The sequence below is a fragment of the Pseudomonas sp. URIL14HWK12:I5 genome, from assembly GCF_900176445.1.
GTDB lineage: Bacteria > Pseudomonadota > Gammaproteobacteria > Pseudomonadales > Pseudomonadaceae > Aquipseudomonas > Aquipseudomonas monteilii.
Genome location: NZ_FWXQ01000002.1, coordinates 586,929 through 600,557 on the forward strand (window position 1 = coordinate 586,929; position 13,629 = coordinate 600,557).

Sequence of the window (13,629 nt, forward strand, 5' to 3'; positions counted from 1 at the left end):
AGGATGGACGTGCAAAGCAGCCGCGTGCGCGCGGTAAAAAGCTCGCCAAGCATGGCCGTGTCGGTACTGGCCAAGCAGATGCTGGCCAAGGGCGAACCGGTCATCAACCTGGCACTCGGCGAGCCGGATTATAACGTACCGGCCCACGTGATCGAAGCCGCCCACCAGGCGATGCTTGCGGGTAACAACCACTACACCGGGCCCAACGGTCTGGAGGTGTTGCGCCAGGCCATCGTCGACAAGTTTGCCCGGGAAAACGACCTGGTCTACGGCCTGGACGAAATCTGCGTAGGCAACGGTGCCAAGCAGCTGTTGTTCAACGCCTTTCTGGCCACGCTCGAACCGGGCGACGAGGTCATCACCCCGGCGCCGTACTGGGTGTCGTACACCGACATGGCCATGCTCAACGATGGTGTGCCCAAGGTTATCCCTTGCGGGGCCGAGCAGGGGTTCAAGCTCAAGCCCGAGCAGCTGGAAGCGGCCATTACCCCGCGCACACGCTGGGTGATGCTCAACTCGCCGAACAACCCGAGCGGGGCGATCTTCACCCGTGAAGAGTTCGCCGCGTTGGGCAAGGTGCTGGCGCGCCACCCGAACGTGCTGATCATCTCCGACGAGATCTACGAGCACATTGTGCTGGGCGATCAGCCGTTCGTGTCGTTCGTCACTGCTTGCCCGCAACTGCGTGAGCGCACCTTGCTGATCAACGGCGTGTCCAAGGCCTATGCCATGACCGGCTACCGCCTGGGTTACGCCGCCGGGCCGAAAGACCTGGTCGTAGCCATGAACAAGACCCAGTCACAGACCACCACCTGCCCGTCGAGCATTTCGCAACTGGCCGCCGTGGCGGCGCTGAACGGGCCGCAGGACTTCGTGCGGGAGGCCAACCGTGAATACCAGGCGCGTGGCGCGCTGGTGGTGCAAGGCTTGGCGCAGATCCCGGGCTTGCAGCTGCAGATGCCGCAGGGCGCTTTCTATGCCTTCCCCGAGGTAGGTGCCTTCATCGGCAAGCGCACCCCGGATGGCCAGGTCATTGGCAACGATGCCGACCTGTCGGCCTACCTGTTGCGGGTCGGCAAAGTCGCGACTGTGCCGGGCTCGGCGTTTGGCCTGGAACCCTACATTCGTCCGTCGTTCGCCACGTCGCGGCAGGAACTGGAACAAGCCCTGGGGCAGTTGCGCGACGCGTTCGCGGCGCTGTCCTGAGCCCATCAAGCAATCGAGGTAACACATGAGCAAGCCTTTCAAACGCCTGCTGATCACCGGCGCCGCCGGACGCCTGGGCAGCGTGCTGCGCAAGCACCTGGCCGCCTTCGCCGACGAGTTGCGCCTGACCGACATCGCCGACATGGGCCACGCTGCGCCCCATGAACAGTTGGTGCGCTGCGACCTGGCCAACTTCGACGATGTGCTGCCGCTGACCGAAGGGGTTGACGCCATCGTTCATGCCGGTGGCGTACCGGTGGAGGACACCTTCGAGAAAATCCTCAACGGCAACATCGTCGGCACCTACAACATTTACGAAGCCGCGCGGCGCAACGGTGTGAAGCGTGTGGTGTACACCAGCTCCAACCACGCCATCGGCTTCTATGACCGCACCGAGACCATCGATGCCACCGCCGCGCATCGCCCCGACAGCCTGTATGGCGTCAGCAAGTGCTTTGCCGAAGACTTGGGCCGCTACTACTGGGACAAGTTCGCCATCGAGTCGGTCAACCTGCGCATCGGTTCGTCGTTCCCCGAGCCGCTGGACCGGCGCATGCTCGCCACCTGGCTATCGTTCGACGACTTCGCTCAGCTCACCGAGCGCTCACTGTTGGCGCCACGGGTCGGACACATGATCGTCTATGGCATGTCGGCCAACCGCGAAAGCCTGTGGGACAACCGCCTGGCCTCATCGATCGGCTATGTGCCCAAGGACAGCGCCGACGACTACCGCGACAAGGTCCTGGCCAAGCACCCGCCGCTGCACCCGAATGAACCCGCTGCACGCTACCACGGCGGCAACTTCGCCGGCGCCGGCCATTTCGAAGACCCGAAATAACGCCCACATCAGAAGAGAGCTAATTCCATGGCTTCCACCGCTAAACAACAGAATTACGATGTGGTGATCGTCGGCGGCGCGGTCAACGGCAGCGCCACCGCCTACTTCCTGGCCAACAACCCGGACTTCAAGGGGTCGGTGCTGGTCATCGAGCGCGACTGGACCTACAACAAGTCGGCCACCGCGTTGTCCAGCAGTTCGATCCGTCAGCAGTTTTCCAACCCGATCAACATTGAAATCTCCAGGTTCGGCGCCGAATTCGTGCGCAACTTCCCCGACGTGATGGAAGTGGATGGCGACCGCCCGGATCTGGCCTTTCACGAAAATGGCTACCTGTTCCTTGGCGACGACAAGGGCTATGAAGTGCTGCGCCGCCTGCACGATACCCAGGTGTCTCACGGCGCGGATGTGCACCTGCTCGACCCCGAGCAGCTCCAGCGCAAGTTTCCCTGGGTGAACATCGACCGCCTCGCTGGCGCCAGTTATGGCCAGAGTGGAGAAGGCTGGTTCGACAGCCTTGGCATGCTCAACGGCTTCCGCCGCAAGGCGCGTTCCATGGGCATCGAGTACATCGAGAACGAGGTGGTGGGTATCCAGCGCGAAGGTGATCGCATTACCGGCGTTCAACTGGCCAGCGGCGAGCGTATCGGCTGCGGCCTGTTGGTGAACTGTGCCGGTACTCGCGGCACCAAGGTCGCGCGCATGGCGGGCCTGGATATTCCGGTCGAGCCACGGCGCCGCTCGCTGTTCGTGTTCGACTGCCGTACCCCGCTGGAAGGCACCGTGCCACTGACCATCGACCCGACCGGGGTGTTCTTCCGCCCCGAAGGCAAGTTCTACCTGGGCGGCACCTACCCTAAAAACGACCCGGAAGTGGACTTTGAAGACTTCGACGTGTTGCACGAGGAGTTTGACGAAGAGGTGTGGCCGATTCTTGCCGAGCGGGTGCCCGCGTTCGAGGGCATCAAAGTGGTCAACTATTGGGCCGGGCACTACGACTTCTGTGTGCTCGACCACAACGCCATCGTGGGCCCGCATAACGAAGTGAGCAACTTCCTGTTTTGCAACGGCTTCAGCGGGCACGGCCTGCAGCAGGCACCGGCCATTGGCCGCGGGCTGTCCGAGCTGATCACCTATGGCGGCTACCGCTCGCTCGACCTGGGCGCGCTGAGCTACCAGCGGGTGATCGACAACAAGCCGTTCCTGGAAGACTCGGTTATCTGACCGCAGCGCCTGAGGGAGAACAACAATGAGCAACTCCGAAGTGAAGCGCAGTGGCGGCCAGGTACTGGTCGATGCCCTGCGGGTGAATGGTGTCGAGCGTGCGTTCTGTGTGCCGGGTGAAAGCTACCTGGCGGTGCTCGATGCGCTGCATGATGTGCAGGACGAAATCGACCTCATCGTCTGTCGCCAGGAGGGTGGTGCCGCCTACATGGCCGAGGCCTACGGCAAGTTGACCGGCAAGCCGGGCATCTGCTTCGTTACCCGTGGCCCAGGCGCCACCAACGCCTCTGTGGGCGTGCACACCGCCTTCCAGGACTCCACGCCGATGCTGCTGTTCATCGGCCAGGTGGCCCGCGACCAGATTGAACGCGAAGCCTTCCAGGAAGTGGACTACCGGCGCATGTTCGGCCAGATGGCCAAGTGGGTGGTACAGATCGACGATGCCGTACGCATTCCCGAACTGGTCAACCAGGCCTTCCAGCGCGCCATCAGCGGCCGCCCCGGGCCTGTGGTGATCGCCTTGCCGGAAGACATGCTGACGGACGTGGTACAGGTAGCCGATGCCCGCCCGGCCCAGCGTGTCGAAGCCGCCCCGGCGCCGCAGGCGCTGGGCGAACTGCAGGCGCTGCTGGCCAAGGCCAAGCGGCCACTGGTAATTGCCGGTGGCGGTGGTTGGAACGCCCAGGCGGTGGCCGACCTGAAGCGCTTCGTGCAGGCGCAGCATTTGCCGCTGGCAGCGTCATTCCGCTGCCAGGACCTGTTCGACAACACCGACCCGCACTATGCCGGCGACCTTGGCCTGGCTGCCGGCCCGGTATTGGTCGATGCAGTGAAGCGATCTGACTTGTTGATCGTGGTAGGCGCACGTCTGGGCGAAATGACCACGGGCGGTTACGCGCTGGTCGACATCCCGACACCAAAACAGGCACTGGTGCATGTGCACGCCAGCGCCGAAGAAATTGGCCGCGTCTACCAACCGACCCTGGGCATCAATGCCGGCCCGGCGAGCTTCCTGAACCAGGCCGCCACCTTGCCCGCCGTGCGCCCGGCGGCGTTCACCGACTGGGTCGCCAGCCTGAACAGCGGCTACCGGGGCAACTTCGAAACCCCGCGTTCGCCGGGTGATGTGCAGATGAGCGAAGTGATCGCCTGGCTGAACAAGACCTTGCCGGCCGATAGCATCCTTACCTGCGGTGCCGGTAACTACACCGGTTGGGTGCACCGTGGCTACCAGCACCGCGTATTCCGTACGCTGCTCGGGCCTACCAACGGCTCCATGGGGTACGGCGTGCCGGCAGCAGTAGCAGCCAAGTTGACCTACCCGCAGCGCACGGTAGTGGCGTTTGCCGGCGACGGTTGCTTCCTGATGAATGGCCAGGAGCTGGCCACGGCGGCGCACTACGACGCCCGGGTGATCACGGTGGTGGTCAACAACGGCATGTACGGCACCATCCGCATGCACCAGGAGCGTACTTACCCGGGCCGGGTCTCTGGCACCGAACTGCATAACCCGGACTTTGCCGCCCTGGCCCGCGCCTATGGGCTGCACGGTGAAACGGTCACTCGCACTGAGGATTTCGCCGCCGCCTTCGAGCGTTGCCAGGCGTCCGGCAAGCCGGCGCTGATCGAGGTGCAGGTCGACCCTGAAGCCCTGACCCCGCGCATGACCCTCAGTCAGATCCGCGAAAAGGCCCTGCAGGCCAAACGCTGACTCACCTCAGGTGGGGCGCGGTCCGGCCCCACCTTTTTCATTCTTCGAACGAGCCAATCGACATGAACCTTGCCGATCGTGATCTGCTGCGTGAAGTTTGCTATATCGATGGACAATGGCTGGCCGCTGACAGCGGCCAGCGCATTGCCGTGACCAACCCGGCCACAGGCGAAGTGCTCGGCCATGTGCCGCGCATGGGCGCAGATGAGACCCGCCGCGCCATCACCGCCGCCGAGCGCGCCTTGCCGGCGTGGCGGGCGCTGACCGCCAAGGAGCGCGCAGCCCGGCTGCAAGCCTGGTTCCGCGAAATCCTTGCCCACCAGGAAGACCTGGCGCGCATCATGACCGCTGAACAAGGCAAGCCGTTGGCCGAATCCCGTGGCGAAATTGCCTTTGCCGCGGCCTATGTGGAGTTCTATGCCGAGGAAGGCAAGCGCATTTACGGCGATGTGATTCCTTCGCCGAACGGTGACCGGCGCTTGATCGTGACCAAAGAGCCGAGAAGAAGGTGACCATGGAATTGGGGCAACGCCCCGTTCATCGTGTTCGACGATGCCGACCTTGCTGGCGGATGTCACACCGGGCATGCGTGTGGCGCGAGAGAAAATCTTCGGGCCGGTAGCGCCGATCTTCCGCTTCAGCAGCGAGCAGGACGTGATTGCCCAGGCCAATGACACCGAGTTCGGGCTGGCCTGCTACCTGTATGCCCGGGACGTCGGGCGCATCTGGCGCGTATCCGAAGCGCTGGAGTACGGGATGGTCGGGGTTAACGTCCGTGTGGTGGCGACTGTGCCGGCCTCGCGGTTTTACCCGCGAAATGGCCGGCGCAGGCGCTGCAAGGTGATGTCGGCACGCTGGTGATGCTGGAGCAGCGGGCGTCTACCTGAGGGCATTGTGACCAGCCACGTTAATTTTTTCTGCCAACCCGGCAGAACCCCCCGCCGCACTCTACACTCCTGCCAAGATGGACCAGGGCTATTGGCCACCATTCGGCCCCTCTCGCTGCCTGCGAATGGCTTCGGCCCGCATGATCGTTCTGGCTGCTCCCTCAATCTGCTTCACATGGAGTACCTGGGATGGGCTGCGTGTCGACGGGGCGTGATACCGGTAGGACCGGGCGTGGCATTTCACTGCAATGGCTGGTGGCGCTGGCCATCGTGCTGGCCATGCTGCTGCTGGGTGCCGCCCTGGCCTGGCAGGGTTATCGCGGTATCCGCCAGACCCTGGTAGCCGCCGCCGGCGATACAGCCCAGCAGGTGGGCAAGACCATCGACGAACGCGCCCGGCGCCTGATCGACCCGGTGCAAAGCAGCATCCGCCTGCTTGCCCACAACCCTGCTGCGCATACCCAGGCGCAGCGCCTGGATAGGCTGCCGCAACTGGTCGAAACGCTAAATGCCAACCGCATGCTCAGTGCCGCCTACATGGGCTACCCCAGCGGCGATTTCCTGTTGGTGCGCCGGCTGCGTGACCCGCAGCTGCTGCAGCGTTTCGCCGCGCCGCCGGGCACGGCGTTTCTGGTGCAGCGTGTCAGCCGTGGCGAGGGCGGGGTGGTGCAGGGCGAGTGGCGCTACTACGACCAGGCGTTGAACCTGTTGCAGGCCCAGGCCAAACCCGAATACCGCTACGACCCGCGTACACGCCCGTGGTTCGCCGAAGCCAGTGCGCAGCCCGCCACTGTGCTGACGCCGCCGTACGTGTTCTTCACTACCCGCGAAATAGGCGTCACCCTGGCGCAGCGCAGCGTTGACGGAGAAACGGTGATCGGCATGGATGTTTCGGTCAACGACCTGGCCAGCGAAACCCAGGGCTTGCGCATCACCCCCAGCACCGAAATTGCCGTGCTCGACGACCAGGGCAATGTTGTGGCCTACCCGGACTTGCAGCGGGTGATCGTGCATGAAGGGCAGGGCGTGCGCCTGTCGCGACTCAGCGAGCTGGACATTGCAAGCCTGCAGCACCTGTACGCTGACCTGCCGTCAGGCACGCAGGCACAGCCATACCAGGTGGACGGCCAGACTTGGTATGGCATGCGCATTCCGCTGACCAGCCTGGCCGGGCAGGATCTGCAGGTGTTGATTGCCGTGCCGGGCCATGAGCTGCTGGCCGGTGCGCGCAAGGTGTTGTTCGAGCAGTTGCTCTGGACCTTGGCGTTGATGGCCGTGCTGCTGGTGCTTGGCGGTGTGCTCGGTCGGCGTATCGTCCGCCCGCTGAAGGTGCTGGCTGAACAGGTGCAGGGCTTGGCCAGCTTTGATTTCAGCCGCGAAGTGGGGGTGAAATCGCAGGTGTCCGAAGTACGAGAGCTGAGCCAGGTATTGAGCCGCATGGCTGGCACCATTCGCGGTTTCCAGGCCATTACCCTCACGCTCAGCCGCGAGCGCGACCTGGCGCGTATGCTCGACGGCGTCCTGGCTCACCTGGTGCACGCTGCCGGGGTCGAGGCCGGTGTGGTGTACTTGTTCGACGCCGAGCACACGCTGCTGCGCCTGGCCGCCGCCTGCCGGGGTGAGCAATACCCCGGCGAGCTTGCCGTGGATGAAGGTGCCCGTTGCACGCTGGCCGCTGCGGTGACGCAGGCCCTCGGCCTGGACGAGCGCAGCCAGGCCGTGGTGCTGAAAGACCGTAGCCAGGCGCTGCTGGGCATTCTGGTGCTGCAACTGGATGAGGCGCAGGCGCGCGACCAGCTGGGCGAACCGTTCCGGCAATTTGTCGAAGAGCTTTCTGGCGTGGCGGCAGTGGCCATCGAGACACGCCAGCTGGCCGAAGCCCAGCAACGCCTGATGGATGCCATGATCAAGTTGCTGGCCGACGCCATCGATGCCAAGAGCCCCTATACCGGCGGCCACTGCGAGCGTGTGCCGCAACTGGCGCAGATGCTGCTGGACCAGGTGGTGAATGCCGACAGCGGCCCCTATGCCAGCTTCAGCATGACTGAAGCCGAACGCTACGAATTTCGCGTAGCGGCCTGGCTGCACGACTGCGGCAAGGTCACCAGCCCTGAGTACGTGGTGGACAAGCCGACCAAGCTGGAGACCCTGTACAACCGTATTCATGAAGTACGCATGCGTTTTGAAGTGCTGTGGCGTGATGCCGAGCTGGCCTACTGGCGAGGCCTGGCCAGCGGCGCCGACCCGCAGGTGCTGCAAGCCGCGCTAGTCCATAGCCAGGCCCAGCTGCAGGATGACTTCGCCTTTGTCGCCCAGGCCAACATCGGCGGCGAGTCCATGCAGGATGCCGATATCGAACGCCTGCAGCAGATCAGCCAGCAGCGCTGGCAGCGCCACTTCGACAACCGCCTGGGCATCTCCCGCGATGAGGCGCAGCGCTATACCGGCGTACCGCAACCCGCGCTGCCGGTAGAAGAATCGCTGCTGGCCGACCGCCCCGAGCATCGTGTGCCCTGGGGCGAGCGCAAACCCCCGGTGACCAAGGGCGACCCGTGTAACCGATGGGGCTTCGACATGCGCCTGCCAGCCCACGCCAGCAACCACGGCGAGCTGTATAACCTGTCGATCCGGCGCGGCACGCTGAATGACGAGGAGCGTTTCAAGATCAACGAGCACATCGTGCAAACCATCATCATGCTCAGCTCGCTGCCGTTTCCACGTCAGATGAGACGCGTACCGGCCATCGCCGGCAACCACCATGAAAAGCTGGATGGTAGCGGCTACCCACGCCGGCTGGGTGAGCATGACCTGGGCATTGCCGAGCGAGTCATGGCCATTGCCGACATATTTGAAGCACTGACGGCGGCCGACCGGCCTTACAAGCCGCCGAAGACGTTGTCCGAATCGGTGAAGATCCTGGTGTTCATGGCCCGTGACCGGCACATCGACGGGCAACTGCTGGAGTTGTTCCTCAGCACCGGGGTGTACCGCCAGTATGCCGAGCTGTTCCTGCGTGCCGAGCAGATCGACGAGGTGGATGTGCCGTACTGGCTGGCGCAGATGCGCTGCCCGGCCTGAGTGCTAGCGCGAACCCAGGCGCTTGTACATGGTGGTACGGGAAATACCCAGCGCCTTGGCGGCAGCACTGACATTGCCCTCATGGGCCAGCAAGGCGCGCTCGATCACGTCCTGGGTGGCGTCTGAAAGCGAGCGCGGCGCCGCGACCGGCTGGCCTTGCAGGTCTTCTGGCAGGTGCTGCGCACCTATGCTGGGCTCACCCGGGGCCAGCACCCCGACCAGCCGTGCCACGTTCTCCAGTTGCCGCAGGTTGCCCGGCCAGTGGTAGGCCAGCAGCCGACGCCTGGCCTCGGCCTGCAGCGGCGCAAAGCCCGGACGCTGGAAAAAGGCTTCGATCAGTTGTTGTTTATCCAGGCGCTGTTCCAAACCGGGCAGGCTGACACGCAGGCCGTCCAGGCGGTAGAACAGGTCTTCGCGAAAACCTCCGTTGGCTACCAGCGCGCCAAGGTCTTTGTGGGTGGCTGCGACAATGTGTGCCTTGAAGGGCGCTGCCGTGGTGCTGCCAATGCGGGTGACCTGCCGTTCCTGCAGTGCCCGCAGCAACCGGCTTTGCAGGGCCAGCGGCATGTCGCCAATTTCGTCGAGCAGCAGGATACCGTCCCCGGCTGACTCCAGCAGGCCCATGGCACCCCCTTTGCGGGCGCCAGTGAAGCTGCCTTCGGTATAGCCGAACAGCTCGGCTTCGATCAGGCTTTCGGGCAGGGCCGCGCAGTTGATCGCAACGAACGGGGCCTGAGGGCAGCAGTGGGCATGCAGGGCTTTGGCGAACACTTCCTTGCCGGAACCGGTTGGCCCACCTCACTCATACGCCTGCACCCCGGCAATGTGCCGCCCGGCCACATAGCCAAAGGTCAGCGCTGGCCCCAGGTTGATGCCGCCCGACGGGTACCAGCCACCAAACACACTGGCCATGTCGGTACCCGCCGCATACAGGCCTGCGATGGGTTGCCCGGCTTCATTCAGCACCCGGGCACTGCCGTCGGTGCGCAACCCGGCAAAGGTACCAAAGCAGCCGGGTTGCACCTTCACTGCATAGAACGGCCCGTGTTCGATGGGCGCCACGCACGGGTTGGGGCCCTTGTGCTGCGGGTCACCCTGTTTGCGGTTGAACGGCGTGGAGCCACGGCCAAATGCCGGGTCCTGGCCATCTCGTGCATGTTTGTTGAAGTCGCTGACCGTGGCACGCAACCCGGCCGGTTCAATGCCACAGGCGTCCGCCAGCGCTTCAAGCGTGACACCCCGCTTGAGATAACCGCTGCGCACATGCGGCCACACCGGCAGCGGTGCCGGGCGGGCATAGCCCAGGCCAAAGCGGCGCAAGAAGCGATGATCGCACACCAGCCACGAGCACACTTCCTCACCCTGCGGGACTGCCGCGACCATGGCTGATACATAGTCGTAATAGCCATGCGCTTCATTGACAAAGCGCTTGCCGTTGGCCAGCACGCCGATGATGCCTGGCTTGCCGCGCTCGATAATGTGTGGGAAGTGGCCGATGCTGCCATCGCGATGCGGCACGCGCGAAACCGGCGCCCAGGCCACCGGCGATTTCAGGTTGGTGGCCACCACGCCGCCGGCCGCCTCGCCAAGGCGCAGCCCGTCACCGGAACACCCCTGTGGCGGCAGGGCCAGGTTGTCGTGGCCGCTGGCATCGCGCGGGAACAGCTGCTGGCGCCGGGCGCTGTCGTTGGGGAAGCCACCTGCTGCAAGCACCACGGCCTTGGCGCGTATCTGTCGCTCGCCCTGCGGCGTGGCCACCCGAGCCCCGCACACTCGGCCATCTTCGACCAGCAGGCTTTTGGCCGGCGCCGATTCCTGCAGGTGCACACCCAGGTCCTGTGCCGATTTGGCCAGCCGCGCCACCAGTGCCACGCCGTTGACCAGGTGCATCGCCCGACCATACCGCGCCAGGTGATACAGGTGACGGCCAAAACGCTTGCATACGTGCAGCAGTGCCTTGGGCGAACGGGTCATGTTGAGGAAGGCCGCCAGGTCGGCACCGGCCATGATCGGCATGCCCATGAACGAGGTTTCGCGCAGGGTCTTGCGCAGGCGTGGCAGCAAGGCACCCACCTCGCGGGCATCATACGGCGCCGCGATCACCTGGTGCCCGCCCTGGGCTGCGCCCGGCGTGTCGCCATGCATGTCCGGGATGCCGTTGCCGTCGGCAAACTGCAACGCCGTATGTTTCTCGAAGAACGCCACCATGTGCGGGCAAGCCTCAAGGAAGGCATCGACGCGCTCGGCGTTGTAGTGGGTTCCCAGTTCATGGCGCAGGTAAGTTCGCGGCTGCTCGATGTCCTCCACGATGCCGGCCCGCTGTGCCAGCGGGTTACGTGGCACCCAGGCCCAGCCGCCGGACCAGGCGGTGGCACCGCCAAACACGGGCTCCTTCTCTACCACGATCACCCTCTGCCCATGCCAGGCCGCCGTCACGGCCGCAGCCAGCCCGGCGGCGCCGGAGCCTATGACCAGTACATCGTATTCGGTATCCAGAGCAGCTGAGGGCATCGCGGTGTTCCTGTGTTGTTATTAGAACAAGGTTCCACATTTTTATCGGCGCCGTCTTTACCCGCAAGGGCATGGCAGCCCGCGCAGTCAACAACTGGGCGATAACCGGACACTTCAGCGCGACTTCGCTGCGGCCGGTATCGCTCATGTGGAATCATCTTCTAGAATCGGCAAAAAAATCAGGGACCTGTAGTCATGGCTGGTAGTCAGATCGAACGCGCCTTCAGTCTTGTAGAAACCCTTACCGGCGAACCCTCGGGGCTGCCGTTGCAAACCCTGGCCGAGCGCCTGGACATTCCCAAAAGCGCCACCCACCGCATGCTCACCGAGCTGGTGCGGCTCGGCTACGTGCGGCAGAACCGCGACAACAGCCGTTACCAACTGTCTGCCAAACTGGTGGCCTTGGGGTTTCGCTACCTGTCGAGCAACGGTGCCGACATCATTCAGCCGATTCTCGACCGCCTGGCCCAGGACAGTGGTGAGCTGGTGCGCCTTGGCGTGATCGACGGTGCCCGCCAGACCTGGATCGCCAAGTCTCAGGGCGCCCGTTCCGGGCTGCGCTACGACCCCGACATGGGCCGCGATGCGCCGCTGTTCTATACAGCGTCCGGGCATGCCTGGCTGGCCAGCCTGGACGATGAGCAGGCGCTGCAGATGGTGTTGCGCCAAGGTATTGCCGACCCTGCGCAGTTCGGCCCCAACGCACCGCGCTCCACCGACGAGCTGCTCGCCTATCTGCACCGTGCCCGCGAGCGTGGTTATGCCTGGGTCGAGGAAACCTCGGCCATCGGCACCTCGGCCCTGGCTGCCGTGGTGCGCCGCCCGCACACTGACGAGGTGATCGGCGTATTGAGCATTGCCGGGCCCAGTGCACGGATGGCGCAAAGCCGCCTGGCAGAGCTGGCGCCACTACTGCTGGCTGCTGCACAAGAGCTGTCGGCGGCCAGCCGGGCAAGCGAATTGTTTGCCTGACGCGCATTTCCGGTCGATTACCGAACAGCTTGTCCTGCGGGTTCTTCTGAAAGGCTGAACTTGGTTCTAAATTGTGCTGTATGAGTTTTGGAATAGGGTTCCATAATTCATACAACAACAATGACAAGAGGACAGGCTGTTGAACGAACCCCTTCGTATTGCCTTGATCGGCGCCGGCATCATGGGCCGCCAGCACTACCAGCACCTGCGCAATGTGCCGCACGCCCAGCTGTGCGCGGTGGCCGACCCCGGCCCGCAGGCCGAGGCTTTTGCCGCTGAATGCGGCGTGCCCTGTTTTGCCGACCACCGGCAGATGCTGGAGCGCGCACGCCCCGAGGCAGTAATCGTTGCCAACCCAAACAACCTGCATGTGGCGACCGCCTTGGATTGCGTCGAAGCCGGCGTGCCGGTGCTGGTCGAAAAACCGGTGGGCGTGCACCTGGATGAGGTTCGCGCATTGGTAGAAGCATCGCGCCGTTGTGGCGTACCCGTATTGGTCGGCCATCACCGGCGGCACAACCCGCTGATCGCCAAGGCGCACCAAGTGATTGCCGACGGCAAGCTGGGCCGGCTGATCAATGTCACCGCGCTGTGGCAACTGCAAAAACCCGACAGCTATTTCGAAACGCCATGGCGCCGTGAACCGGGCGCCGGCTTCCTGCTGACCAACCTGATCCACGACCTCGACCTGCTGCGCCATCTGTGCGGCGAGGTGGTACAGGTGCAGGCATTCACCCGTAACGATGTACGTGGTTTTGCCAACGAAGACAGCGCGGCGGTGCTGCTGCAGTTCGCCAACGGCGCGCTGGGTAGCCTGACCGGCTCCGACGCGGTGGCGGCGCCGTGGAGCTGGGAGCTGGATGCTGGCGAAAGCCCGGTGTACCCGCGCCAGGATGGCCAGCCGTGCTACCTGCTGGCCGGCACTCAAGGGGCGCTGAGCATTCCCCAGCTCAAGCGTTGGCACTACGCCGAAGCGGGCTCGGGCTGGCACACGCCGCTGCTTCAAAGCGAGGAGAGCATTCCCGCCGGCGAGGCCTTGACCCTGCAGTTGCAGCACTTCGTGCGGGTTGCCCGGGGTGAACAGGCGCCGCTGATCGATGCCGCCGACGGTGGCCGCACGCTGGCGCTGATCGAAGCGATCCGCCAGGCGGCGGAAATGGGCCGGGCTTGCGCGCCCGAGCACATCGCCTGACGCAACCTCT

General features: G+C 64.4%; 9 protein-coding genes and 2 pseudogenes. 8 read left to right on the forward strand and 3 right to left on the reverse strand.

What is annotated here, in order from left to right; all coding sequences use genetic code 11:
* Positions 1-3: 3 nt before the first annotated feature.
* The 6 genes and pseudogenes from B9A31_RS07390 (at position 4) to B9A31_RS07415 (ending at position 8,944) form a co-directional block, all read left to right on the forward strand.
* Positions 4-1,206 (forward strand): aminotransferase class I/II-fold pyridoxal phosphate-dependent enzyme, encoded by a 1,203-nt coding sequence (locus tag B9A31_RS07390; RefSeq protein ID WP_084296836.1) that lies wholly within the window; start codon positions 4-6, stop codon positions 1,204-1,206.
* 25 nt (positions 1,207-1,231) lie between these two features.
* The gene (locus B9A31_RS07395) at positions 1,232-2,044 is read left to right on the forward strand and encodes an NAD-dependent epimerase/dehydratase family protein (protein ID WP_019096237.1); all 813 of its coding nucleotides are present in this window, start codon (positions 1,232-1,234) and stop codon (positions 2,042-2,044) included.
* Between the two features lie 27 nt (positions 2,045-2,071).
* A complete protein-coding gene (locus B9A31_RS07400; protein WP_019096238.1) occupies positions 2,072-3,268 on the forward strand; it encodes an NAD(P)/FAD-dependent oxidoreductase in 1,197 nt (398 codons plus the stop codon).
* Positions 3,269-3,293: 25 nt separating this feature from the next.
* Positions 3,294-4,979, forward strand: a complete 1,686-nt coding sequence (locus B9A31_RS07405) for a thiamine pyrophosphate-binding protein (RefSeq protein ID WP_025752635.1) — start codon at positions 3,294-3,296, stop codon at positions 4,977-4,979.
* 62 nt (positions 4,980-5,041) lie between these two features.
* A pseudogene (locus B9A31_RS07410) lies at positions 5,042-5,765 on the forward strand (aldehyde dehydrogenase family protein); the annotation flags it as partial.
* Positions 5,766-6,055: 290 nt separating this feature from the next.
* A complete protein-coding gene (locus tag B9A31_RS07415) occupies positions 6,056-8,944 on the forward strand; it encodes an HD domain-containing phosphohydrolase (protein WP_084296837.1) in 2,889 nt (962 codons plus the stop codon).
* 3 nt (positions 8,945-8,947) lie between these two features.
* Here B9A31_RS07415 and B9A31_RS27430 read toward each other — a convergent pair whose 3' ends face one another.
* From B9A31_RS27430 to B9A31_RS07425, 3 genes and pseudogenes are all read right to left on the reverse strand, one after another.
* Positions 8,948-9,175 (reverse strand): helix-turn-helix domain-containing protein, encoded by a 228-nt coding sequence (locus tag B9A31_RS27430; protein ID WP_256207354.1) that lies wholly within the window; start codon positions 9,173-9,175, stop codon positions 8,948-8,950.
* A 144-nt stretch (positions 9,176-9,319) separates the two neighbouring features.
* Positions 9,320-9,727 (reverse strand): annotated as a pseudogene (locus B9A31_RS27435) (sigma 54-interacting transcriptional regulator); the annotation flags it as partial.
* A 15-nt stretch (positions 9,728-9,742) separates the two neighbouring features.
* Positions 9,743-11,455 (reverse strand): FAD-dependent oxidoreductase, encoded by a 1,713-nt coding sequence (locus B9A31_RS07425; protein ID WP_025752629.1) that lies wholly within the window; start codon positions 11,453-11,455, stop codon positions 9,743-9,745.
* A gap of 195 nt (positions 11,456-11,650) precedes the next feature.
* On the opposite strand from B9A31_RS07425, the gene B9A31_RS07430 reads away from it, so the two are divergent.
* Together B9A31_RS07430 and B9A31_RS07435 are read left to right on the forward strand one after the other, a co-directional pair.
* Positions 11,651-12,427, forward strand: coding sequence for an IclR family transcriptional regulator (locus tag B9A31_RS07430; RefSeq protein ID WP_016711093.1), 777 nt, complete (start codon positions 11,651-11,653; stop codon positions 12,425-12,427).
* Between the two features lie 139 nt (positions 12,428-12,566).
* Positions 12,567-13,619 (forward strand): Gfo/Idh/MocA family protein, encoded by a 1,053-nt coding sequence (locus tag B9A31_RS07435; RefSeq protein WP_084296838.1) that lies wholly within the window; start codon positions 12,567-12,569, stop codon positions 13,617-13,619.
* The last annotated feature ends 10 nt before the right edge of the window (positions 13,620-13,629 follow it).

Excerpts from the sequence above, each read along its gene's own strand:
- B9A31_RS07390 (WP_084296836.1), top strand. The coding sequence starts at position 4 with ATGGACGTGCAAAGCAGCCGCGTGCGCGCGGTAAAAAGCTCGCCAAGC.
- B9A31_RS07395 (WP_019096237.1), top strand. The coding sequence starts at position 1,232 with ATGAGCAAGCCTTTCAAACGCCTGCTGATCACCGGCGCCGCCGGACGC.
- B9A31_RS07400 (WP_019096238.1), top strand. The coding sequence starts at position 2,072 with ATGGCTTCCACCGCTAAACAACAGAATTACGATGTGGTGATCGTCGGC.
- B9A31_RS07405 (WP_025752635.1), top strand. The coding sequence starts at position 3,294 with ATGAGCAACTCCGAAGTGAAGCGCAGTGGCGGCCAGGTACTGGTCGAT.
- B9A31_RS07415 (WP_084296837.1), top strand. The coding sequence starts at position 6,056 with ATGGGCTGCGTGTCGACGGGGCGTGATACCGGTAGGACCGGGCGTGGC.
- B9A31_RS07425 (WP_025752629.1), bottom strand. The coding sequence starts at position 11,455 with ATGCCCTCAGCTGCTCTGGATACCGAATACGATGTACTGGTCATAGGC.
- B9A31_RS07430 (WP_016711093.1), top strand. The coding sequence starts at position 11,651 with ATGGCTGGTAGTCAGATCGAACGCGCCTTCAGTCTTGTAGAAACCCTT.